The following is a 22,964-nucleotide window of genomic DNA, read 5'->3' on the forward strand; positions in this document are numbered from 1 at the left end:
ATCAGGCATCTGCTTCATCCGTATCGGTTATCATTCACTAACTTGACATTTTGCACATAGCTCTCTATCAAGTATACTAAAATAGTTGGACGACCATTACAAGCCCTTGATGCCAAGCGGCTAACAAAACCAGAGGGGATCATACAATGAACATACTTGTGATGACCGCAGTTGAAGTTGAGAGGGATGCGGTGTTACGTGGACTACATAATAGTTCGAGCTTTCATGTCGGCATTGCCGGTGTGGGAGCCGCATCGGCAGCTGCCCGAACCGCAGCATTATTAGCTGCAGCACCTTATGATCTGGTCATTAGTGCCGGTATTGCCGGCGGTTTTGCAGATATAGCCAAGATTGGCTCGCTCGTTATCGCTGATGAGATCATTGCCGCGGATCTCGGTGCTCAATCTGCAGACGGATTTCTCAGTCTCGATGAGCTTGGATTTGGTTCATCCCGCATCCAGGTGGACGGAGAATGGCTCAAGCGAATCACTGCAGCGTTGCAGGACGCAGGGCTTTCCGTTCACACGGGTCCTATTCTAACTGTATCCACCGTGACGGGTTCAACAGCAACCGCATCAGCGCTTGCTGCACGTATCCCTGGAGCAGCAGCCGAAGCCATGGAAGGCTACGGTGTCGCCATAGCAGCCCAATATGGAGGAGTTCCTTTTCTGGAGCTTCGTTCAATTTCTAATCCAGTTGGTCCAAGGGACCGCAGCGCCTGGCGAATCCAGGATGCACTACAAGCATTACAATCAGCCAGCAATGTATTAATGGAGGTATTAACATGAAAATCGCTTTTTCACCTTGTCCCAATGACACCTTTATCTTTCATGCCTGGGTACATGGCCTATTGCCTGGTGCGCCAGAGCTTGATGTGATGTATGCAGATATCGACATAACAAATGGTCTGGCGGCTCATGGAGGCGGACCGGAGGTTATGAAAATTTCCTACGCGGCATTGCCATGGGCTTTATCAGAATATGCTCTACTCCCTTGTGGAGGAGCACTCGGCAGAGGTTGTGGTCCACTCGTACTGAGTGCTGGTGGAGTGAACGCCATCAAAGACCCGGCAGCATTGAAAGGTCTTAAGGTTGCCGTACCGAGTGAACGCTCCACTGCTTACCTGCTGTTCCGACTTTGGGCAGCTCAGCATGTACCTGGAGGCGTAGGTGAAATCGTAATCCTGCCCTTTCATGAAATTATGCCGGCAGTTCGGGATGGTCTGGTTGATGCCGGACTTGTCATTCATGAGGCCAGATTCACCTATCCTAATTATGGTTTGAACATGTTGGTCGATCTGGGCAGCTGGTGGGAAGCAGATACAGGCTTGCCTATTCCACTCGGGGCCATCATTGCTCATCGATCTTTGGACCTGGCTGCCATCAGTAAATGGATTCGGGCTTCAGTGGAGTACGCGTGGGCACACCCAGAGGTTTCGCGCGACTACGTATTAAGCCATTCCCAGGAGCTTGCCCCCGAAGTAGCTCAAGCCCACATTGATTTGTATGTCAATGAGTTCAGTGCCGATTTGGGTGATGATGGATATGGGGCGATCACTGCACTGCTAAAGCGTGCCGCCGAAGGAGGCTTGGTTCCACAGATGGATTGGAAGGCATTGCGGTTGTTTAAAGATGTTTAAAGAGAAATGGCTGCCAAGCATATTCGCTGGCAGCCTCTCTGTTTACAACAAGTTATGTAGCCTGATTTAAAGGAATCTGTTCATCAAGCTATTAATTTTTGTTAAAAACCTCTGTCAATACAGGTACGATTTGTGATTTACGCGAAACGACACCTTTTAGAACGGCTTTGTTATCGACCAATTTTACATTGTAGGCTTGCTCAACTGCTTGAGTGGAACCGCCCAATGCCAATGCAACGGAATCGTTATTTAAAATATCCGTTACTACGAATACAAACAAATCCAGGCCCTTGTCAGCAATAATTGTAGTAAGAGCCGCTTCCAGCTCAGGCTGACGAACCAGAATATCGTTCGTATCAACCGCATTAACTTGTGCAATTTCAACCTTGCTTGAGCCCATTTGGAATTCCTTGGCATCAAGGGAAATCAATTCAGCAATCGTTTTGCCGCTCAGATCCGCTCCTGCTTTCAACAGCTCCAAACCATAGCTTTCCAGGTTAATGCCTGCAATTTCGGCTAGTTCACGTGCTGCAGCCACATCCTGCTCAGTGCAGGTTGGTGATTTCAACAAAAGTGTATCGGAAATAATAGCAGATACCATAAGTCCCGCGATTTCCTTGCGAATTTGCACGTTATTTTCTTTGAACAGCTTGTTCAATATTGTAGCTGTGCAGCCAACAGGCTCAGCACGGTAGTACAAAGGATGACTCGTTTCGAAATTAGCGATACGGTGATGATCAATAACCTCAAGAACACGTACCTGATCAATATCGCTGGCACTTTGCTGACGCTCATTATGATCAACGAGAATTACGCTGTCCGTTTCATTGGCTACAGTTTCAACCAACCGCGGCGCTTTTACCTGAAAATGATCCAGGGCGAATTGCGTTTCTCCACTGATCGTTCCTAACCGAACAGGCTCAACCTCAAAGCCAAGGCTTGTCTTTAAATCCGCATAAGCAATTGCCGAGCAAATTGTATCCGTATCCGGGTTTTTGTGTCCAAATATAAGTGTTTTTGCCATCATCTTACTCCTCAGTTAAATTAATTGTCCATTTAATTATACCTTTAAATACGTTATATTCCAATAGTTTTACAGAGTTCACACGTTCTCATATCCATCAATAATCATCTCTAAGGCTCCTGTTTCGGCATCCATTATAAAACCATGTACAGGAACATGTGCTGGAATCAGTGGGTGATTACGAATAATTTTGACACTATGCTCCACACCTTCCTCTGGGCTGTTAAACCCCCTCAGAAAACGTTCCATCCGAATACCCGAGTTTTCCAGCGTGGAGAGAACGTCATCGGAAATGCCGCCAGCACGAAATTTATCAACCATTTTTCCCGCATCCAGGTTGGTCATACCGCAATTGGTATGTCCGATGACCAATACTTCCTGGGCTCCCATTTCATAGATAGCAATCAAAATACTGCGCATGGCACTGCCAAAGGGCTGCGTGAGGATAGCACCGGCATTTTTAATAATTTTCGCGTCACCATTGCGAAGATTCAGTGCCTTGGGCAGTAATTCAACAAGACGTGTATCCATACAGGTCAAAATCGCTATTTTTTTATCAGGATATTTGTCCGTTAAATACGCTTCATACTGCTTCTGTTCAACAAATTGCTTATTAAATTCTAAAAAATTTGAAACTATCGTCATATGCTCTCTCTTCTCCTTCAATCCGATTATACACTAGCGTTTCTAACTACATTAGCCATCATAGCTGCATTGGGATATTGAACCTCCTCATACTGCTGAACGACTCGCTCCATATCCACCGGTACTCGTACAATCGAAGCTTGAACAACTCCCTCTGTAATTTCCACCGTTGCATACGAAGCCATCGCCAGCTTGTCGAAGGGTAAACCTACACTACCCGTATTTATAATCATCTTACCATTTAAGTATCGAATATAAGGCTTATGGATATGTGCGTAAATAAAAATTTGCGAGCTTGCTTCCTGCATGAGCTTGGATTCAACCAACGCATCCTCAGCGCCGGGTGGAACAACATCAAATAGACTATCCGGCGTCGCATGGAAGGTCTTAATTGTGATTCCATCCACAGTGAGACTGAGCTCTGTCGGCAATTGGTTTAAATAATCGATATCGGAAGCCTCAAGCTTAGAGACGGTCCAATCCCTTTCCCGGTTCATCATTTCTAAGGCTTTAGCTGGCACCTCTCCTTCACGAACGCCGCGGACAACCCATTCATCTGCATTTCCTTTGATAACCTCTGTGTTCAGGGATCGAACCAAATCCAGTGACCGCCTGGGCTCTGGGCCGCGATAACAAAGATCACCCAGCACATAAATTCGATCGATCTCTTTCTTTTGGATATCAGCCAATACATTGTCCAACGCAAGCGCGTTACCATGAATGTCTGCAATAAAAGCGATTTTCATTCCTTTATCCTCCCTTCTGTTTCTGTAATGGTTCTGTTCCTATACAGCCAGCTTTTAATAATCGCGGCATTCGCTTCCGGAGTCTGACTTATCGTGTTGATCGTGATCTCGGCTTGCTCCGGGGCCTCATAGACATCTGTAATTCCTGTAAAATGTTCTATTTGATGCTGACGGGCCCTCACATAAAGCCCCTTTGGATCTCTGCGTTCACACTCTTCAAGTGGACAATCGACGTAAATTTCCACAAACTGCTGGAGCTCCTTGCGAGCATATCGTCTCATTTCATGATAAGGGCTTATCGTCGATACGACAGCTATAATTCCATTGCGTGACAGCAGCTTGGCGATATAAACGATACGTCGAATATTTTCCATACGATCCTCGCGGGAAAATCCAAGCCCACTCCCGATTATCGTACGAAGCTCATCACCATCCAGCAGTTCAACCTTCCGTTGATCCTTGTGCAGGGCATCTATCAAAGCCAATGCCGTTGTTGTTTTACCTGAACCGGATAAGCCAGTGAACCAGCATACCCAGCCTTCTCGTGCAGCTTCCTGTTTCAAGACAATACTCCTTTATGTGCGAATGACTGGGGAATCCGCTCCAACAGACTGGCTCCATAGACCGCTTGCAGCGATAACTCAGGCATATGCACATACCCGATATAACAGCCGCATTGTTTGAGCTGACACGGCCTTTCCTTGGACAATGCAGCCAGCCCGTCCCGATATAAATGTCCGATCATTCGTTTATCCTTGTAGCAGCGCTTGACTTGTCCTGAGCCCAATATGAAGAACACATCCTGACCCGTTCTGCACCGCCGTCCCAGACTGGCATAATCCGCCAGATTATGCTCAAAATACGGATCAACAGCTTGCAAAATCGCTACATCCTCAGCCGTATAATAACGAGGTTTGTCTTTAAAAGCATTCACCCATAGGTATACATCCTCAGGCAGTGATCTACGCATGGACTGAATAGCTTCAAAATACGGCTTTAGCCCCACTGTACCTACGCTGAACGAGATTCCCTCTTTATACAGCTGCATCCCCTGCGACAAAAATCTCGATTCCGTCGTTTGCTCAGGATGATAGGTTGCCCAAAATGCGGCTTTAGCCCGATTTAATTCGCTCGTCCAGTCCAGCTTGACAGACAAATTGGTTTGAACTGCCACTTTGTCCACATGCTCCATATGCGATAGTTCAACCATAGCCTCTCGGTACCAGCGATGAACCAATGCTTCACCATACGGATTGAAAAAAATCGAAAACCGTGATCTGCTTCCCGCCTGCCCCTGGATCCATCCTACAAATCGCTGCAGCTGAGCACGGTCCTGAGCAAGCACCTCGGCACTATCGGTCGTTTTGCTAAAAGGACAGTAAGGACAGTCATAGTTGCACGAGGATAAAGCACCACGATAATAGAGTGTACTCATAATAACACATGCTCTTTCATTAAATCCTTGACTTCACCCGAAATAAACCAATCTCCTATAGCATCCGAATAGGCCAAGCCCTGATCCGTTAGCAGCAGAATGCCATTCGCGATTTGAGCCAAATCACTTTCGATAAGCAGGTATAATTCCGGATAATCGTCCAATGCCCCCGTCCCAAAGCGCTGTTCATAGGAAGCAAGCTCCAAGCCCTCTCGATGCAGGATTGCTTTCAAAATAAATCGACGCTTCTGCTCGGCCATATTCAGCACAAATCCATAATCCGCCTTCGTGTAATCGGTAGTCGCTACATAATCGGCAATGATACTCTTCGTAGCCTTGTAGCTGACACCATATCTAGAAGCATAATGTACATTCCTTGTGTAGGAACGGGCTCCACAGCCAAGACCGATCATTCCCTCCTCCTGACAGCTGAAGGGAAGCAGCTCTTTAACCGGGGCCACATCCGGTTTGGCAAACCGACGCATCGAATATTGGACGTATCCTGCACTCGCTAACCTATCACAGGCCGCCCGGTAACAATCCATTCGAATATCGTGTCCGCTTGCCAACACTTGTTCAGGTTTCAAGAACGTATTCTCACGTGTGTAGAGCGGATAAATAAAGATTTCCTCAGGCTCGTACGCAATTGCACTGTCCAGCGAATACAGCCACGATACCATCGTTTGCCCAGGCAATCCATAAATCAAATCAAGATTAAGGATTGGAAACTCAGCTTGCTTCAAGAGCTCAAGCGCTCTAACAACCTCCGCTTTTTTCTGTGGACGATGTATGGCTGTCGTTTCCGTATCGGTAAAGCTTTGAATCCCCATGCTGACGCGATCCACCGTTCGCTGCTTCAGCAGGCTTATGCGGCCCTCGGTTACTGTATCCGGCGAAGTCTCAACAGATATCGAGGTTCTGCTCAAGTCCAATCCGATCACTTCTTCGGCGATCACAAACAATCGATCGAGCAGCGCTTCGTTCAATAATGTCGGTGTTCCTCCGCCGATTGCAAACCGCGAAGCGGGACGATGAGTAACGAACGGTGCCCACTGGCGGGCTTGTCGTTCCAAAGCCGTAACATACTGCTCATGTACATCATCACGACGGTCAGGCAGTGTGAATAAATTGCAGAATCCGCAGCGCATTGCACAAAAAGGAATATGCATGTACAAAAAGAAAGACTCACCCTGCTCCTTCTCCCACAGCTCGGGCAGGGACAGTGGAGGATCAAGCTCGCGATATGCTGTTTTATGAGGGTAGGCATAGAGATAGGATAAATAGGGATCAGCCATCAGCTGTTTCTTCCACAGCTCAAGATCAAGCTCTTTTTGAATAGGAAGCATGTTGTACTCCTTTCATCACTATAATACAAACTCCCTGTAAGGGACTGTCCATACAACATCGTGCGCAAGCCTGTGACCATTATAGCCATCCTCGCCAAAAGCGGTTCCGTGATCGGAACAAACGATGCAAAAAGTCGGGCCTCTGCTTCGCATGGCGTCCATAAGTGGACCAAGCTGAGCATCGACATAACGCAATGCGGCTCTTTGGGTTTCGGGCGAATCCTGTCTCGCTCCAGGCACAAAGTAATGATTAGGACCATGGATAGCCGAGACATTCATAAACAAAAACAAGCGCTGCTCCCGGTCATACTTGTCAATCAGCTTCAATGCATGGTTCACCTGATGCTCGGTAGACCGGGGTTGAGTAACACCAAAGGTTTGACGCCAATAGCTTTCCTGAAAATAGGACGGAAGCACTTTGGCTAAAGGTACTTTTTTTGTAAAAAAAATAACGCCCCCGATACAAATCGTCCGATATCCAGCGGATTGTAACCCCGATACGATATCGGGCGTATCAAATAACCAGGTATTCGACTGTGTTTTGAGTCCTGTTCCTTTGGAATGAAATAACCGCGTATGCTCCGTTTTATTCGTCGTTGCCGGTGTCGGCAAAAAACCTCCAAAAAAAGCATGATGAGCGGCATAAGTGAAGCTTCCTGGCGTGTGCCTCTTCTCCCAGGAGCCTGATCCACATAAGTTCGGACAGTTGTGCTCCTCGAGCTTGGCAACATCATAACGTAAAGTGTCCAGTGTAATAAACAGAATGTCATGTGTGCCAACAATCTCGTTCATATTGATCATAAAGCTTTCATCCTTTATAGATACAAGTCATTTCCCATTCATAGGTACTGCATCCGTTAAATTGTACATCATATACAAGATCACCAAACGGGTTGATGTCAGCGATGTACGGCTTAAGGGAGCCGCGTGATAACAAAACATCGATGCCAGCAACGAAGGAAGATGGGAATAGAGCCATTGTTGCCTGAGCAATCTCTTCAATACGATCGGTAGTTTCCGGTGTAAGGCCTATGTCAGCAGGGTCTGCACGATCATTGCGCAAATGCAGATTGGTGATGGGTGTATGACTCAGACGGGCGACCCTGTGACAAGCCTGCCCACCTACAACCAGCTGACGAATGTCAAATACTTGCTTGTGCAGCGCAGCTGGGGCAGAAGCCTTCTCAATCCAGCGCTCGACATGAACACCCTGCTCACATAGCCAATTCACTATAGTTTTGATGTTCTTGCTATCCGTATATTTTCTTAGAGAGCCTGCATTGTAATAAACGGATTCGTGGTTGCGATACTCCAGACCGATCGTCGTAATCATAACCTCGGCACCCGTGGATGGATTTATCTGATAAGCCGCAATACCTGATGCCGAAGAGCCAAAGGCCAGCTTAATAAAAACACGGTGCATTCGACGGGTCCGCATAGCTTCCCTCAGCTCTTCATAATTGCTGAGGCTGCCCAGAGCTGCGGGTATGGGCGGGACCGGAACACCATGAGCTGTGAGAAGCTGATGACAGCGGCGTTTATCGAACATCAGGGCAATTTCTGCCGGGTCATTCATCCAACGAACGGATGGCGACAGCACTTCGGCCTGCCGCTTGATCTGGTGCAGGAGTCTACAGAAACCACGAAACCATTGGGCAGGATAGTAAATACGTCCCTGCTCCTGAACAAGATCAAGCGCCTCCTGTGGGGAAATCCGTGCTGCTATACTGAAATAATGCAGCGGATGAAAGGCATCTGAAGCAGCTGCCGAATGAAATAAATCCTTTGTTGATGGATCCATTCGATTCCCATCATCCGCACACACCGCTCCAAGCGCAATCAACTCCCGTTCCACTTCGAATTGCTCACCAGGAGAATCTAGGCGAATTAGAGGCAGCTGCTTGCCGTCCTGTAAATAAGGTCGTAATAACTCTCCTGGACTTCCCTTATACCTCAACCAATCGAGATAGGAAATGAGATGAGCTGGAGGAAGCCCAAGACGGGTACGAGCCTTTTGTAAGAAAGACGTTCTTTTATTCCCTGGATTTCCGATAACAATCAGCTGACGGTTCGCTTCCAAGAAGTTCGGCACTTTACTCCGTTACTGCCGGATAACGCCAATCATCCTCATCGGCACCACCCTGTTCGTCACTAACATCGACCTGAAGGCCTGATTCCTTCCATCGCTTAATCATTGCTTCAGACATATAATGATAGCTTAAATTGAGGAATGAGAGCTTTTGAATACGGCTGCTGACAATGAGAGCTTCCGCTCCGACATCGCTTAAAGTACCTTGTGATAAATCAAGGGTATGAAGTTGGTCCAATATGGGAGCATCCGCGATAGCAAGCGCAATTTCATCCTGAATTTCACTGTTCTTCAGTCCCAGATAGGTAAGCTTGGGGAACAGCTCTTTGTTCATAAATGGTTTCAGATCGTCCAGGCTGCCATTCCATCCATAGTCATCAACGCCCAAATATAATTCCAGCTTTTTTAATTCCGGCAGCTCGGCAGTCTGGATGTCTTGGATCACTTCCAGAGGCAGTCCTCCACAAATGATAATAAGCTCCTCCAGGTGAGCATGCTTTAACTGAGTCAGCCGCAAACCCTCACTGCCTTGAACGGTAAAGGACTGCAGCTTCGGATAAGCGTCCAGCACCGGTGTGAGATCGGATTGCTTGATCCAGGAAATCTCACACTCTTCCCCTTCCATATCGCCAATAAACAGCTTTGTCAAATTCGGAAATTGCTCACGCGCCTGGATAATGGCCTGTGCCAAAGCACTTGAATCATTCTCGTAAGCATCCCCCCAGGAACCTATAATCAAGGAATGCAGCTCTCGACTTTCTGGTTTGGCGGCAAGCTCCTCGATTAATTTTTCCATCGTCTGGCCTTGTTCGTGATCATCATAGTCAAGCACTAATCGGACTTCAGTCATTAATAGTACCTCCTTGGAAATGCGGTTTTTGAACTCTGATTTACGGTGTTGCTTTTATTTATGTTACCTGCTGATCTTCTGCAAATCAAATTTTACCAATCTCGCTGCCACCTCTACAGCTGATCGATAATATCACTCGCTATTAAGGAAGCCATATAGGGCCTGCTGCTCGCCGCGCGATCGCCGGCTGAACCATGCAGGTAGACACCAAGAGCGGCCGATTGTGTGGCTGACATGCCTTGAGCAAGCAGTCCGGCTATAATTCCTGCCAGCACATCTCCTGTACCTCCGGTAGCCATTCCCGCGTTACCGGTACGATTAATGTATACCTCACCTTCTGGAGTAGCGACGACAGTGCGCGCACCTTTGAGAACTAAGGTAACGCCAAACTTCCAGGCAAAGGAGCGTGCCGTTTCAATTCGGTCTCCTTGAATGTCAGGAATTGATTTACCGCACAGACGCGCCATTTCACCGGGATGTGGTGTCAAAATAACAGGAGCCGATCGCCGTGACAGGGCATCTAGTCCGATAGAGGAGCCCAGCATATTCAAAGCATCAGCATCCAGAACAAGCGGGCAAGTCGTATGTTCCCAGACGTCCCGCAGCCAATGAGTATCATTGTCAAAGCGTCCTATACCCGGTCCGAACACGATCGCAGCCTTATTTGCTGCCAGCTCGAGGATCGATTGTGTGGGAATTTTACCCCAATCACCACGGCCTTCATCAGCCATGCCTCGCATCATAATCTCTGGGATTTGTCCCAGCATCCCATCAAGCAGACTCTCTGGCAGCGCCCAGGTCACCAAGCCACTGCCTGCTCGCAGTGCTGCCTTGGAGCACAATAAGCCTGCACCACTCATGGAGCGGCTCCCTGCAGCAACAAGAACATGCCCAAAGGTACCTTTATTGGAATTGGAAGCACGCCGTCTGTAGTTGCTCAGACCTAGTGCATCCGAGAGAAGAGGCTCTCCAATTCGGTAGGTACGAACCTTCAATTGCTCGGCTGCAAATTGCGGAATGCCGATAGAACGAACACTCACACGCCCTGCCTGCTCTACACCTGGCTCCTGCTCCAATCCACGCTTGGAGAAGGCTAATGCAATGGTGCAGGTGGCACGAATACAAGCATCGTGCACATATCCTGTGTTCGGGTCCAGCCCGCTTGGAATATCGACAGCATAGATAGGGAGACTGCTCTCATTAGCCTCTAGAATAAGTTTCGCAACGACTTCCCGCGGTGCCCCACGGCTGCCTGTGCCCAATAATGCGTCGATAATCAAGTCATAGCTGTGCCATTGAACACATAATTCTGCGTAATTAGAGGAAGGTATCTGCAAATTAAAGGCGATATCTCTCTGTACTGCAGCTTCATCCACAAAACCTTCCGGATCTGTCGCGTATATGATTTCCACCTTATGGCCAGCTTCCTGTAAATGCCTGGAAGCGACAAGTCCATCGGCACCATTGTTGCCTTTGCCAACCAACACTGCAATACGTAGAAGCCGCTCACCTGCATGAAGCGATACCTCCTCGGCAACCGCTCTTCCTGCGTTTTCCATCAGCACCATAGCTGGGATACCGATTTGTTCAATCGTATATTGATCAATAGCTCTCATTTCCTGCGAATTGACGACATACATGCTTGTTGCCCCTCCTCTATAACATCAATCCTCGTAATAGGCCAATACCGAGCTCTCACTAATACATGTACCCGTACTGGTTCCCTCAAAAATCTCTTTCATCGAGCCAGGTTTATCGAAATTAAACACATAAATCGGTAAATGAAAGTCCCGTGCCAATATAAAAGCGGATTGATCCATAACCCGCAAATCATGGCTAATTACATCATTGTAATGCAGTGACTTGTACTTCTGCGCATCCTTATGCAGCTTCGGGTCCTGATTATATACACCATCCACACCCTGCTTGGCAACCAGAATCGCTTCGCAGTTTACCTCGATGGCTCTTTGCACAGAGGGATAATCTGTCGTGACATAGGGCTGTCCATTACCACCTGCAAAAATCACAATAAAACCCTTTTCCAAATGGTGAATGGCTTTTAACCGAATATAAGGCTCGGCCACGGAGGTAACCGGAATCGCTGACATCACTCTGACTTCAGACCTCGTTTTGGCTTTAAGAACGCCTCTGAGCATCAGACTGTTAATTACGGTTGCCAGAGTACCAATGTTATCGGCCTCCGCTCGTTCAATACCCCAATTCTCGCCCATATTTCCACGAAATATATTACCCCCGCCAATCACGAGGCAGACCTCGACGCCCATACGCAATATCGTCAAAATTTCATTGGCTATATGTTCTAGCCGCTCAGGATCAAAACCAAATTCACTCTTGCCAGCTACGGCTCCGCCGCTAAGCTTGATCAAAATTCTTTTATACTTCACTAACCATGCACCTCCAATAAATTTTCATACTGCTCGGGCGCTGCTGATTGTTAAGGGTACATAAAAATAAAAGACACTCAAGCAATAAATGCCTGTAGTGTCTCCAATGGAATATAAAAGGGAATGAAAGGAATATGAATACAAATAGCCTTGCTCCACACGACTTTATCTCATATGGCTTCAGAAGGCTGTCCATAGTCCCACACCTTTCCCGCTTGACGAATTCGTATATTATTTATTGTAAATTGAAGCTTATAAAACGTCAAATTTTGCGTGTTGATAGTCGCATTGAATCTTCCAGTCACGATGTCAATAAACTAATCCTGTCATTCGATTTTGAGATATGATAATCTCCATGTTATGATTAATACGAAGAAATGTACCATCTGTTCAAAATAGCTTAATGAGGGGACAACGATGATAGGTCTAAATTTGGTCATGATTTTGGTTTTACTATTAGCAACAGCATTTTTTGTAGCCGCAGAATTTGCATTTCTCAAAATCCGCCCAAGCCGGGTAGATCAGCTCGTTACCGAAGGAAACAAGAAGGCTCTATCCGTTAAACGTGTAATTAGTAATTTGGATGGGTATTTATCCGCATGCCAATTGGGCATCACCATCACAGCACTCGGTCTCGGGTGGCTCGGTGAACCGACTGTAGAATTAATTTTACATCCGCTTATCGGACCTATGGGGCTGCCTTCTCAGGTCGAAGCCACACTATCCTTCCTGATCGCCTTTGGTCTTGTCACCTACTGTCATGTCGTATTAGGTGAATTGGCTCCCAAATCGATAGCCATTCAAAAAGCAGAATCCATCAGCTTTCTGCTGGCAGCACCGATGATCGGGTTTTACAAAATCATGTATCCGTTTATATGGCTGCTGAATGGCTCCGCTACTCAATTTATCAGACTGTTCGGCATGAGACCTGCGAATGAGCATGAGGATGCCCACTCTGAGGAAGAACTGCGGATTATTTTGAGCGAAAGTCTGGAAAGCGGAGAAATTAACCAAACCGAATACGGTTACGTTAGCAGGATCTTTGAGTTTGATGAGCTGAAAGCCAGAGAAATCATGGTCCCCCGTACTGAAATGGTCTGCTTGTTCCTGAATAATACCCTTGAAGAAAACATGAATATAATTAAAGAAGAGCAATACACTCGATTCCCGGTCGCTGGAGAAAGTAAGGATGATATTATTGGGATGATCAATACGAAGCAATTTTTCTTAAAATATATCGATACTCCCCAAATCAACCTGCTTGATCTGATCAATCCTGTTGTGTCTGTACCTGAATCCATGCCTGTCAAATCTTTGCTCAAAGAGATGCAGAAGCAAAATGCCCACATTGTTATGCTGCTCGACGAATATGGCGGGACGGCAGGTATGATTACGATTGAAGATGTGCTGGAGGAAATTGTCGGAGAAATCCGTGATGAGTTCGACTCGGAGGAACGGCCTGAGATAGAGCGTATGGGCGATCAGCGTATTATTGTCGATGGCAAGGTACCTATTGGAGACATCAATGACATTTTCGGCAGTGATTTGGATCAAAGCGAATTGGATACTATCGGCGGCTGGCTGTATGCCAAGCATCCGCTTTTAAGAGAAGGCATGGAATGGGAATTTGATGTGCTGCACTTCAAGATTTTGAAAAAGGACGGACTGAGCTTCCGCAAAATTGAAATCAAGCCGCTTGGCAAAAAAGAACCGATTACTGTTGATCACAAGAGTCTTGAATAGATGGCAAAAAGAGCCTGATCTCAACTGAGATTCGGCTCTTTTTTTGAGGCGTGCAGACAGGTGCCCTGTCAGGTTAACTAAGGCAGCAAATATAACAAAATCATAAAGAAATGCAGAATGGATCCCCCAAGCACAAACATATGCCACACAGCGTGGTGATAAGGAAAGCTTCTCCATACATAAAACACCGTGCCGAGCGTATATAACAGACCGCCAATGACAAGCAAGGTCATACCTGCCGTGGGGAGTGCCGCAGACATCGGATTCCAGAGAAACACTACAATCCAGCCCATCGCAATGTAGATCAAGGTCGAGGTAAACAAAAACTTTTTAGTGAAAAATGCTTTAAATACGATCCCTGCCGCGGCGATTGCCCATATCATAATTAACAATGCCCAGCCGAGCGTTCCATGAATAACTGTTAGCAAGATCGGCGTGTATGTCCCGGCAATGAATACATAGATGAAGGAATGATCCAGCACTTCAAATACATCCTTGGCTTTACCCGCAGGAAGACTGTGAAGCATGGTCGATGCAACATACAGCAGCAGCATGCTTACACCATAAATAGTGAAGCTGGTTACATGCCAGGCTGTTCCCTTTGAAGCAGCAAACACAATCAACACGACAAGTCCAACCAAGCTAAGTAAACTTCCGATACCGTGTGTAACGGCATTTGCAAGCTCTTCTCTTTTGCTATACGTATGTGTCATTGCCATTCGTGAATTGCCTCCTTTATTATGTTAAAGGGTCCAATTGAACCGCGGCCTGCTTGCCGCTCAGTTGAATTCCCGTTTGCTTACGTCCCGCTAGCTTTAAATCGTCTATTAGACTCTCCAGCAGCGTCTTGGCCAGTGGTCCTTCCTTACCCTGAATACGTACGACCAGCAGCACAGCATCACCGGATTTGAGGATACGTTCCGCCTGTTGTTTTTTCGTATCATAATCATGAGCTTCAATATGCGGAGTCAGCCGGATTTCCTTCACCTTGGGAGCTTGCTCGCGCTTACGCTGCTGCTGCGCCTCTTCCCTCGCCTTACCTGCACCCACCAGCCTGCAAGGCGGCGGACTGCTCATCATGGAAGTACATACCAAATCCACTTTAAGCTTTTTGGCGAGTGCCAATGCCTGTGAGGTTAGCATCACGCCCAAGTCCTCGCCATCGATTCCGGTTAGCTGCACCTCGGATGCTTTTATCTTTTCATTCATGATCATTAGGCAACCACCTGAACTTTCGTTATAATGATTAAGCATATCAAATTGAAGGGAGCTTATCCATGAGCCAAAAAGAATTGGAAGAGCAGCTTATCCGCAATTACCAACGCGACGAATCATTGATGGTTCATATATTTGCCCAATGGTGCGTTAATCACGACCTCGACCCTGCCGATCTGTACAGACGGGCCTATCCTGATCAAGAAGCGAATCCTTTATTGCAGCAAGTTCAAGATTTGATCGTACCGAAGGAAGAAGCCGGTGATATTCCCGACGAAACCTTACTTGGTGTTTTATCGTTGTTTGGCAATGAAGAGCTTGCTTTTATTGTAACCGAAGAAATCGCACAACGCAGTCAGCGTTCCAAATGATTTCTTACATAATTAGCTTACTTTGATAAACCTTCATTTTCATGATTATTGCCGATGCAGCTTACGATATTCATGCGGCGTCAGTTCGGTCAGCTTTTTAAACATACGTCCAAAATGGGCGATATTCTCAAAGCCGACACTATCGGCGATATCAATGATTTTACGGGTAGATTCACGAAGCAGATGTTGAGCCTCACGAATCCGGGTCATATTTACATACTCAATAAAGGTGAAGCCGGTTATTTCTTTAAAGGTACGACTCATATAATACGGACTCATAAAAAACTGCTCCGACATGCCTGACAATGTCATCGGCTGCGCATAGTTTTTATTAATGTATTGGACAATCTCCGAGATTTTGCGATGCAAGGGGCTTGCATGCTCGAAAGGCGCTGCTTCATTGCGCTCCGCATAACGGCTGGAGAACAGCAGCAGCTCCACCAGCAGCAGCTTAATGTAGGTTTCAAAGCCGGTTGCTTTCTCCTTAAGCTCCTTGTCCAGCTTATCCAGCACGGAGCGCGTAAATATTTGGTCCTGCAGCTTGAGGCTGAGTACATGCGCGGGCTGTTCAAACACATTAAATAATGAAGGATGGTATAAGGAGTGGTCCCTGTCGATAAACTTATCGCTAAAATTGATCACAATCCGTTCATGTCCCGGCTCTCCAACATCCGACGTTTTATGAACATCATATTTATTAATAAATACAAGATCACCCGGGCCGATCAAATAAGAACGGTCTTTAATGAAATATGTCCGGTGCCCAGATAGCAAATAATAGATTTCATAAGTGCTGTGAAAATGGTTATTTCGCTCAAACAGCTCTGTGCGTTTAATATGCTGCATATAAAAATCGCCTTCCTCTGACCCATAGGTAAGGGAAACCGTCTCGCTCATCTTGCTTCACCGCTTTCTATCCTAGCTGCCATCTCTTCTATTGTAACAGAATGAACGGTTCGATCATAGCAAGATATGCATACATGCAGATAAAACAGACAAAATAGGTAAAGATTATAAACTGATTTTGCGTTATGATCGAGTTACTCAATTATTGAAGGAGGCTCTATTTCATGAGCACATATCAACCCATTGTCGAAGCTCTGCAAAAAGGCAGTGTAGACGGCATCGAAATCCCTGCCAGCTTTAAAGTGTATCCGCATTCATTTGCCGAATCCGGTGACGTTAAAATCGTCTTGGTTAAACATGAAGCGACCAAATATTTGGTTTCCATTGGTTCTGGTCCCCTATTCGATGAGCTGCAAGGCGAAATTGAAGGCGGCGCCAAAATCAGTCCGTTAACCCATGAGAACCGTCTCGTAATCAACAAATTTTTTGACTATACAGTACCTCGTGCATTTGGTACGCAGGTTGCAACGATTGGTCTGGGCGACCGTCTTGGTATTGCTTCCCCAGGACATATCAAAACCGTTAAAGGCCATGATATCCGTCCGATTCTGGCTCAACAAAGCATCCGTGAGTTGAATCTCACAGGACGTGACTACAAGCAAGTGGTTGATGCGGCATGCTTCGCTGTATTTCAGGAAGGCTACAAAGACGGCTTTGGTGCTGATGGCGATCATTTGAAAGTTGAAGCAGATATTGAACTGGCACTTGGCCTTGGCTTTACGATGCTGACACTGGATTGCTCCGAATATATCGATAATTCTATTGAAGGCTTATCTGCTGATGAACAAGCGGACAAATATGCCCAACTTCCAGAAGCAACACGCAATCACTATGAAAATCGTTACCTGAATGAAAGCTTTCAAGTAGCCGGCTCCTCTGTAACCTTTGACAAAGCAACCTTGATCAAGAACGTATTGATCTACGGGCCTGCCGTTGATTTTATGGAGCATATTTACAACACATATATTAAAAATGCCGGTCGTGAGATCGACTTTGAAATTTCTATTGATGAGACTGCGACACCAACAGATCCGGAATCCCACTTTTTGGTAGCCAAGGAGCTGTATGCCCGCGGCTTAACGATTTACAGCATGGCTCCGCGCTTTATTGGTGAATTCCAAAAGGGAATCGACTACATCGGTGATATCGCCAAATTTGAAGAAGAACTGATCATCCATGCCGGAATTGCTGATGATTTTGGCTACAAGCTGAGTATTCACTCAGGCAGCGACAAGTTCAGCGTATTCCCATTGATCGGCAAGCACACCAAAGGACGCTTCCATATCAAGACGGCCGGAACGAACTGGCTCGAAGCTGTCAGAACTGTAGCCAAAGTGAAGCCGGACCTGTACCGTAAGATGCACCAATACGCTTTGGATCATTTTGAAGAAGCAACTGTTTACTACCATGTTACGACCGATCTAAGCAAAATTGTTCCACTCGACCAAGTTGCCGATGCAGATTTGGCCGATGTGTATATGAACGAGAACAATGCACGTCAAGTGATTCACATTACGTACGGAATTTTGCTGCAAGCCAAGGATGCACAAGGTAATTCACTGTTCAAGGACGAGTTCTTCAGCACGTTGAATGAGCAAGAGGATGCTTTTGAGCAGTCGTTGATCTCCCATATCGGCAAGCATTTGGAGCTCTTGGGTAAATAATCAATCTGAATAAGGCGGTGTACAGGCTCATGAAAAAATTTTTAGATGAAAACTTTTTGCTAACGAATGAAACGGCCGTTCACTTGTATCACGATTATGCAAAAAAACAGCCGATTATCGATTACCATTGTCACTTAAGCCCGCAAGAAATTTATGAGAACAAAACATTCAAAAATTTAACTGAAGCTTGGTTATATGGCGATCATTACAAGTGGAAGGCTATGCGCGCGAATGGTGCGACGGAAAACCTGGTAACGGGTGGCGAAGGCACGAGCGATTACGACCGTTTTCTGGAATGGGCCAAGACTGTTCCGATGACTATCGGTAACCCGCTTTATCATTGGTCACACCTGGAGCTTCAGCGTTTCTTCGGTGTCTACGACCTGATCAATGAAAAGAATGCACCTGCAATCTGGGAAACTGTTAACGCTCAATTGAACGGAGAAGGCTTTGGAGCCAGAGATATGATCAAAAAGTCTGACGTCAGAGTAATCTGCACCACTGATGATCCGACCGACTCCTTGGAGTATCATATTAAAATCAAGGAATTAGAAGATTTTGACGTTGCTGTCCTCCCTTCTTTCCGTCCGGATAAAGGTCTCGAAATTAACCGTCCTACCTTCGTTCCTTGGGTACAGAAGCTGGCTGAAGTTGCCGGACAACCGATTGGTGATTACGATCAGCTCCTGACCGCTCTCGAATCCAGGGTTCGTTTCTTTGACTCCATCGGCGGGCGCGTTTCCGATCATGCCTTGGACTATGTAGCTTATGCAGACACGACCAAGGAGCAGGCAGCAGCCATATTCGCCAAAGCGCTTCAAGGCGCTTCCGTAAGTCTTGAGGAAGAAAAACAATACAAAACATATACGCTCGTATTTTTGGGTAAGCTTTACTCTGAGCTTGGATGGGCTATGCAGTTCCATATTAATGCACACCGTAACAACAATGTCCGGATGTTCAATAAATTGGGTCCAGACACAGGCTTCGACTCGATCAATGACAGCTCACCTGCACAACCGATTGTTCGTCTGCTTGATGCATTGGATAGTGAAGATGCCCTGCCAAGAACGATTTTGTATTCCTTGAATCCTAAAGATCATTATGTATTGGGGTCCATTATTGGAAGCTTCCAAGGCGGAGGTATTCCGGGGAAAGTTCAACTGGGTGCAGCCTGGTGGTTCCTCGATACGAAGGATGGTATGCTGGAGCAAATGCAGGCATTGGCCAATCTTGGCCTGCTGAGCCGTTTTGTCGGGATGCTGACAGATTCGAGAAGCTTCCTGTCTTATACGAGACATGAATACTTCAGAAGAATTCTGTGCGATATGATTGGAAAATGGGTGGAAGATGGCGAAGCTCCGAACGATATCGAGCTGCTGTCCAGTATGATTGAAAATATTTGCTATAACAATGCCAACCAATACTTTGGTTTTGGTAAATAAATAAGCATGTGCTGTGCGATACTTGAAAGTTATGGGTATCGTGGCAGGCTGCGCTGCTCATGCATCGTGAAATAAGACTTTCGGGAACTTTGATATGCTCCTCTTTAAGTAGACAGGTTTAAAAAATAAACCGGCTACTTAAAGGGGAGTATTTCTTTGTCAAGGAAGAAAAAGCAATACGCGCGCTCTTCCCCTGAGCATGTGGCTGAGAACCTGCTAAAACGAGAATCTTATTTCCTATGTGCTGAGGCATTCGAACAACAACAAACTGGTAGTTGAAACGCTGGATCAGGCGCTTGGGGCTATACCAGGCGTGACTCCCATGCTTCGCAGCGTCTGGAGTTTTCAATACACCTCGTTGGCCTTTAAGAAGCGGCTGGACAAAGCCAACATGACTCAGAGTATGTCACGTGTTAGCTGGTGCATAGACAACGGACGCATGGAAGCTTTTTGGGGAACCCTGAAATGCGAAATGTAATACCTCGTTTTCCCAGACATAAGGACATATTTTTCAAGCCTTTTCGTTTTTCAGACCATCCTAGCTTCCCACAATATTAGAATCATTTCTCTTCGTTCTTTGCCAATCTTGCATGTATTTTTCCAAGCAATCGATCCAGCACAACCGGCTTCGTATCAAAATCATCGCATCCCGCTTGGTATGCTTCCTTTTCATCTCCTGCCATTGCATGAGCTGTTAAAGCGATGATCGGAATACTCTTCGTTTCAGGAGACTTCTTGAGCATTCGGGTTGCCTCCCACCCATCCATAACAGGCAAACTCATATCCATCAAAATCAGATCAGGGTGTTCCTTCATCGCCAAATCAACGCCTTGCTTGCCGTCTTCAGCTGTGATAACCTGATACCCTTTGCGGGTCAGACGCCGAGACAGCATATCGCGATTCATCTCATTATCTTCGACCAGAAGAATAATATTCATAGGGATTAAAGCCTCCTAATTCTACGTAATAGGTCAACTTCGAGCTTGCCAAGCGCTGTTGGCTAGCTACTCTTATTCACAGTGGTAGTAATGAATTGGCGAATTTCCGTCAGCAACGATTTGTGACTAAACGATCCTTTTTGAATGACGCTATTCACATAACCGTTCAACTTTAATCGATCTTCCGTCGTGATTGTCTTGGCCGTTAATACCACAATCGGAATTTCGCTCCAAGCATCCTGTTTGCGGAGCTCTGCAACGAATTGAAAGCCGTCCATTTCCGGCATCATCAAGTCAAGTAAAATCAATGTAGGTATTTCTCTGGCTATACAATCCAAAGCGATACGACCATTTCCAGCTTGAGTAACCGCATACCCCTCTTTATGCAACAGCTTTGTCATCAATTCGCTTGTCGTCGCATCATCCTCAATCACCAGTACAGATTGCAAGGCACGATTCGAGACGTACTTGTCCATCACATCGATCAGCCGTTCCCGCTGCACCGGCTTCGTCAGAAATTCGGAAGCCCCGAGCGTGTAGCCTAAGTGTTTATCATTTGTCATCGACCAAATTACGACGGGGATGTCCTGCAGTTCCGGATCGCTCTTAAGTGCCGACAATACGCTCCACCCATCCATACTTGGCATGAGGATATCCAGACAGATCACCTTGGGGCGAAGCTTCTTGGTCAGACGAAGCCCTTCCTGACCGCTTTCGGCAAATGCGATTGTCCATCCCTCTTTGTCGAGATATCGTCGCATCAGTTGCTGGTTGAAGGGCTCGTCATCGATGAGCAGAATGCTCACTTGACTGGCTTCTTCTTCATTCTGGCGATAGGCTACAGACGGTTCCTCGATCTCCTGTCCGGCGGGAGAGACAGGAAGCCAGCACGTAAATGTACTGCCAGACCCAAGTTCACTTTCAACAGAAATTTCGCCCCCCATGATGTTGCAGAAGCTTTGACTGATGGCTAGTCCAAGACCGGTACCTCCATATTTGCGTGTCGTCGAGGAATCAGCTTGTGTGAAAGGCTGAAAAAGCTTTTCCACTTGCTCAGGTGTCATACCAATTCCCGAATCCTTGATACGGAAGCAGTAACCCGATTTGTTATATCTTGTTTCGCGGTATACATCAAAATCGATCGTGCCATCCTTTGTAAATTTGCTTGCATTGCTTAACAAATTGATTAAAATTTGCCGAAGCTTCGTTACATCTGTTGTCATCTCGCTTTCTATACTGCGAGTTTCCAGCTGATTTCCATTGCCTTCAATAAGCGGTCTGACCGTCGTCATCACATCCTGAACCAAATCCGTCAAATCGCAGGTCTCGAAGTACATCTCCATTTTACCAGCTTCGACTTTCGAGATATCCAGAATATCATTGATCAGGGCGAGCAGATGGTTACCCGATTTACTGATTTTCCCAAGATCCTCCACAAAGGTTGGCTCGCCAAGTTCTTCCGCTTCTTCCTTCAGCATTTCGCTGTATCCAATGATAGCATTGAGCGGTGTTCGTAATTCGTGACTCATATTGGCTAGAAACTGGCTTTTGATCCTGTTCGCCTTGATGGCTTCATCATGGGCTTTCTCCAGCTGCGATGTGCGTTCCGCCACCAATTCCTCCAAATGGTCGTTCAACTGCCGTAGCTCCTGATTTATGATATAAATTTCATCTGTTTTTTCCTGAATCTCCGAGTCTTTATGGGAAAACCGTTTGGAGATAAATATCCCGAGCAGGGACAACCCAAGCGTAAACAATGTACCTCCCGAGATAAAATAAGCCAGCCACTTTTGCTCCAGCACCCTACCGGAGGATAAAGCCAATTTATCTCCAAAATGAAAGTTGGCTGCCATCATTCCCGTATAATGCATGCCAACGACCGCGGCGCCCATTATTAAACCACTTCCGAGCTTTTTCCAAACTTCACCGCGATCTCCTCCTTTATGAAAATAAAACGATAACCATAATGCAGCGTTGGAGGCGGCAATTGCGATAACGATGGAAAGTGCAAAGTAGAAAGGATTATACGTGATATCGACCTGCAAAGCAGCCATTCCAATGTAATGCATCGCTGAAATGCCAACGGCAAGCAGCATGCCGCCGCCAAGCAATTGACGCAATGTCAGATGACTGCGACCCACAACATTTAAAGCAATGAAGGACGCAGTGATCGCTACCACCACGGACAACAGAACAAGCCAAAGATCATAAGCGACCGGAACGGGTAATGAAAAAGCAAGCATTCCAACGAAATGCATCGACCAGATACCCATCCCCATGGCAACTGCGCCGAATAGGAGCCACAACCATCGGTTTCTCCCTTGAGATGTGCTGATTCTCCCTGCCAAATCAAGAACGGTATAGGAAGCAACAACAGCAACGACGTACGAAAAAACGACAAGTACAGTATCGTACGAGCCATGAACATGTTCCACTCGACATCCCTCACTTCAATATGTAAAAAATAACTAACTCGAAAATAAGATCCATTCTAAATTGTACAACA

The 22,964-nt window shown here is 46.4% G+C and carries 23 protein-coding genes; 7 read left to right on the plus strand and 16 right to left on the minus strand.

What is annotated here, in order from left to right; all coding sequences use genetic code 11:
• Positions 1–146 precede the first annotated feature (146 nt).
• A complete protein-coding gene (locus tag LRL21_RS33665) occupies positions 147–788 on the plus strand; it encodes a futalosine hydrolase (protein WP_240420179.1) in 642 nt (213 codons plus the stop codon).
• Entirely contained in the window at positions 785–1,639 is an 855-nt protein-coding gene (locus tag LRL21_RS33670) for a 1,4-dihydroxy-6-naphtoate synthase (RefSeq protein ID WP_240420180.1), read from the plus strand. The genes LRL21_RS33665 and LRL21_RS33670 overlap by 4 nt, the downstream gene beginning before the upstream one ends.
• A gap of 91 nt (positions 1,640–1,730) precedes the next feature.
• Here the strand turns inward: LRL21_RS33670 and LRL21_RS33675 are convergent, their stop codons facing one another.
• From LRL21_RS33675 to pyrH, 11 genes are all read right to left on the minus strand, one after another.
• Complete coding sequence (locus tag LRL21_RS33675; RefSeq protein WP_240420260.1) at positions 1,731–2,663, minus strand: manganese-dependent inorganic pyrophosphatase; 933 nt, start codon at positions 2,661–2,663, stop codon at positions 1,731–1,733.
• 78 nt (positions 2,664–2,741) lie between these two features.
• A complete protein-coding gene (locus tag LRL21_RS33680; RefSeq protein WP_240420181.1) occupies positions 2,742–3,308 on the minus strand; it encodes a beta-class carbonic anhydrase in 567 nt (188 codons plus the stop codon).
• A 26-nt stretch (positions 3,309–3,334) separates the two neighbouring features.
• Complete coding sequence (locus LRL21_RS33685) at positions 3,335–4,054, minus strand: metallophosphoesterase family protein (protein WP_240420182.1); 720 nt, start codon at positions 4,052–4,054, stop codon at positions 3,335–3,337.
• Positions 4,051–4,617, minus strand: coding sequence for an adenylyl-sulfate kinase (cysC, locus tag LRL21_RS33690; RefSeq protein ID WP_240420183.1), 567 nt, complete (start codon positions 4,615–4,617; stop codon positions 4,051–4,053). The genes LRL21_RS33685 and cysC overlap by 4 nt, the downstream gene beginning before the upstream one ends.
• Positions 4,614–5,492 carry an STM4011 family radical SAM protein gene (locus LRL21_RS33695; protein ID WP_240420261.1) on the minus strand — a complete coding sequence of 293 codons (879 nt, stop codon included), beginning with the start codon at positions 5,490–5,492 and terminating at the stop codon, positions 4,614–4,616. Before LRL21_RS33695 ends, cysC begins: the two co-directional genes overlap by 4 nt.
• A complete protein-coding gene (locus LRL21_RS33700; protein WP_240420184.1) occupies positions 5,486–6,835 on the minus strand; it encodes an STM4012 family radical SAM protein in 1,350 nt (449 codons plus the stop codon). Before LRL21_RS33700 ends, LRL21_RS33695 begins: the two co-directional genes overlap by 7 nt.
• 18 nt (positions 6,836–6,853) lie before the next feature.
• A complete protein-coding gene (locus LRL21_RS33705; RefSeq protein WP_240420185.1) occupies positions 6,854–7,636 on the minus strand; it encodes an STM4013/SEN3800 family hydrolase in 783 nt (260 codons plus the stop codon).
• A 7-nt stretch (positions 7,637–7,643) separates the two neighbouring features.
• A complete protein-coding gene (locus LRL21_RS33710) occupies positions 7,644–8,927 on the minus strand; it encodes an STM4014 family protein (protein WP_240420186.1) in 1,284 nt (427 codons plus the stop codon).
• 1 nt (position 8,928) lies between these two features.
• Positions 8,929–9,774: an STM4015 family protein gene (locus tag LRL21_RS33715; protein WP_240420187.1), complete on the minus strand. Its 846-nt coding sequence runs from the start codon at positions 9,772–9,774 to the stop codon at positions 8,929–8,931.
• A gap of 113 nt (positions 9,775–9,887) precedes the next feature.
• Entirely contained in the window at positions 9,888–11,414 is a 1,527-nt protein-coding gene (locus tag LRL21_RS33720; protein ID WP_240420188.1) for an NAD(P)H-hydrate dehydratase, read from the minus strand.
• Positions 11,415–11,438: 24 nt separating this feature from the next.
• Entirely contained in the window at positions 11,439–12,179 is a 741-nt protein-coding gene (gene pyrH / locus LRL21_RS33725) for a UMP kinase (protein WP_240420189.1), read from the minus strand.
• A gap of 417 nt (positions 12,180–12,596) precedes the next feature.
• Here pyrH and LRL21_RS33730 point away from each other — a divergent pair, with 417 nt between their 5' ends.
• Positions 12,597–13,922 carry a hemolysin family protein gene (locus tag LRL21_RS33730; RefSeq protein WP_240420190.1) on the plus strand — a complete coding sequence of 442 codons (1,326 nt, stop codon included), beginning with the start codon at positions 12,597–12,599 and terminating at the stop codon, positions 13,920–13,922.
• 77 nt (positions 13,923–13,999) lie between these two features.
• Here LRL21_RS33730 and trhA read toward each other — a convergent pair whose 3' ends face one another.
• Both trhA and infC read right to left on the minus strand, forming a co-directional pair.
• Positions 14,000–14,641 carry a PAQR family membrane homeostasis protein TrhA gene (gene trhA / locus LRL21_RS33735; RefSeq protein ID WP_240420191.1) on the minus strand — a complete coding sequence of 214 codons (642 nt, stop codon included), beginning with the start codon at positions 14,639–14,641 and terminating at the stop codon, positions 14,000–14,002.
• A 19-nt stretch (positions 14,642–14,660) separates the two neighbouring features.
• Positions 14,661–15,137 carry a translation initiation factor IF-3 gene (infC, locus tag LRL21_RS33740; protein ID WP_240420192.1) on the minus strand — a complete coding sequence of 159 codons (477 nt, stop codon included), beginning with the start codon at positions 15,135–15,137 and terminating at the stop codon, positions 14,661–14,663.
• Between the two features lie 62 nt (positions 15,138–15,199).
• Here infC and LRL21_RS33745 point away from each other — a divergent pair, with 62 nt between their 5' ends.
• Positions 15,200–15,508, plus strand: coding sequence for a hypothetical protein (locus LRL21_RS33745; RefSeq protein ID WP_240420193.1), 309 nt, complete (start codon positions 15,200–15,202; stop codon positions 15,506–15,508).
• A gap of 45 nt (positions 15,509–15,553) precedes the next feature.
• On the opposite strand, the gene LRL21_RS33750 is transcribed toward LRL21_RS33745, so the two are convergent.
• Complete coding sequence (locus LRL21_RS33750; RefSeq protein WP_240420194.1) at positions 15,554–16,405, minus strand: AraC family transcriptional regulator; 852 nt, start codon at positions 16,403–16,405, stop codon at positions 15,554–15,556.
• Between the two features lie 173 nt (positions 16,406–16,578).
• Between LRL21_RS33750 and LRL21_RS33755 the strand changes: the two genes are divergently transcribed.
• The 3 genes from LRL21_RS33755 (at position 16,579) to LRL21_RS33765 (ending at position 19,998) form a co-directional block, all read left to right on the plus strand.
• The gene (locus LRL21_RS33755) at positions 16,579–18,078 is read left to right on the plus strand and encodes a tagaturonate epimerase family protein (protein WP_240420195.1); all 1,500 of its coding nucleotides are present in this window, start codon (positions 16,579–16,581) and stop codon (positions 18,076–18,078) included.
• 29 nt (positions 18,079–18,107) lie between these two features.
• Positions 18,108–19,520, plus strand: a complete 1,413-nt coding sequence (uxaC, locus tag LRL21_RS33760; protein ID WP_240420196.1) for a glucuronate isomerase — start codon at positions 18,108–18,110, stop codon at positions 19,518–19,520.
• A gap of 241 nt (positions 19,521–19,761) precedes the next feature.
• Positions 19,762–19,998 (plus strand): hypothetical protein, encoded by a 237-nt coding sequence (locus LRL21_RS33765; protein ID WP_240420197.1) that lies wholly within the window; start codon positions 19,762–19,764, stop codon positions 19,996–19,998.
• 82 nt (positions 19,999–20,080) lie between these two features.
• Here LRL21_RS33765 and LRL21_RS33770 read toward each other — a convergent pair whose 3' ends face one another.
• Both LRL21_RS33770 and LRL21_RS33775 read right to left on the minus strand, forming a co-directional pair.
• A complete protein-coding gene (locus LRL21_RS33770) occupies positions 20,081–20,458 on the minus strand; it encodes a response regulator (protein ID WP_240420198.1) in 378 nt (125 codons plus the stop codon).
• Positions 20,459–20,520: 62 nt separating this feature from the next.
• Positions 20,521–22,893 carry an MHYT domain-containing protein gene (locus LRL21_RS33775; protein WP_240420199.1) on the minus strand — a complete coding sequence of 791 codons (2,373 nt, stop codon included), beginning with the start codon at positions 22,891–22,893 and terminating at the stop codon, positions 20,521–20,523.
• Between the last annotated feature and the right edge of the window lie 71 nt (positions 22,894–22,964).

This window comes from Paenibacillus periandrae (assembly GCF_022458865.1).
GTDB classification, from domain to species: Bacteria; Bacillota; Bacilli; order Paenibacillales; family NBRC-103111; genus Paenibacillus_S; species Paenibacillus_S periandrae.

Bases quoted from the DNA above. Each gene is read 5' to 3' on its own strand.
- LRL21_RS33685 (WP_240420182.1), bottom strand. From the start codon at position 4,054: ATGAAAATCGCTTTTATTGCAGACATTCATGGTAACGCGCTTGCGTTG.
- LRL21_RS33745 (WP_240420193.1), top strand. From the start codon at position 15,200: ATGAGCCAAAAAGAATTGGAAGAGCAGCTTATCCGCAATTACCAACGC.
- LRL21_RS33700 (WP_240420184.1), bottom strand. From the start codon at position 6,835: ATGCTTCCTATTCAAAAAGAGCTTGATCTTGAGCTGTGGAAGAAACAG.
- uxaC (WP_240420196.1), top strand. From the start codon at position 18,108: ATGAAAAAATTTTTAGATGAAAACTTTTTGCTAACGAATGAAACGGCC.
- LRL21_RS33675 (WP_240420260.1), bottom strand. From the start codon at position 2,663: ATGGCAAAAACACTTATATTTGGACACAAAAACCCGGATACGGATACA.
- trhA (WP_240420191.1), bottom strand. From the start codon at position 14,641: ATGGCAATGACACATACGTATAGCAAAAGAGAAGAGCTTGCAAATGCC.
- LRL21_RS33750 (WP_240420194.1), bottom strand. From the start codon at position 16,405: ATGAGCGAGACGGTTTCCCTTACCTATGGGTCAGAGGAAGGCGATTTT.
- LRL21_RS33665 (WP_240420179.1), top strand. From the start codon at position 147: ATGAACATACTTGTGATGACCGCAGTTGAAGTTGAGAGGGATGCGGTG.
- LRL21_RS33705 (WP_240420185.1), bottom strand. From the start codon at position 7,636: ATGATCAATATGAACGAGATTGTTGGCACACATGACATTCTGTTTATT.
- LRL21_RS33730 (WP_240420190.1), top strand. From the start codon at position 12,597: ATGATAGGTCTAAATTTGGTCATGATTTTGGTTTTACTATTAGCAACA.
- infC (WP_240420192.1), bottom strand. From the start codon at position 15,137: ATGATCATGAATGAAAAGATAAAAGCATCCGAGGTGCAGCTAACCGGA.
- LRL21_RS33715 (WP_240420187.1), bottom strand. From the start codon at position 9,774: ATGACTGAAGTCCGATTAGTGCTTGACTATGATGATCACGAACAAGGC.
- LRL21_RS33680 (WP_240420181.1), bottom strand. From the start codon at position 3,308: ATGACGATAGTTTCAAATTTTTTAGAATTTAATAAGCAATTTGTTGAA.
- LRL21_RS33720 (WP_240420188.1), bottom strand. From the start codon at position 11,414: ATGTATGTCGTCAATTCGCAGGAAATGAGAGCTATTGATCAATATACG.
- LRL21_RS33755 (WP_240420195.1), top strand. From the start codon at position 16,579: ATGAGCACATATCAACCCATTGTCGAAGCTCTGCAAAAAGGCAGTGTA.
- LRL21_RS33770 (WP_240420198.1), bottom strand. From the start codon at position 20,458: ATGAATATTATTCTTCTGGTCGAAGATAATGAGATGAATCGCGATATG.
- LRL21_RS33670 (WP_240420180.1), top strand. From the start codon at position 785: ATGAAAATCGCTTTTTCACCTTGTCCCAATGACACCTTTATCTTTCAT.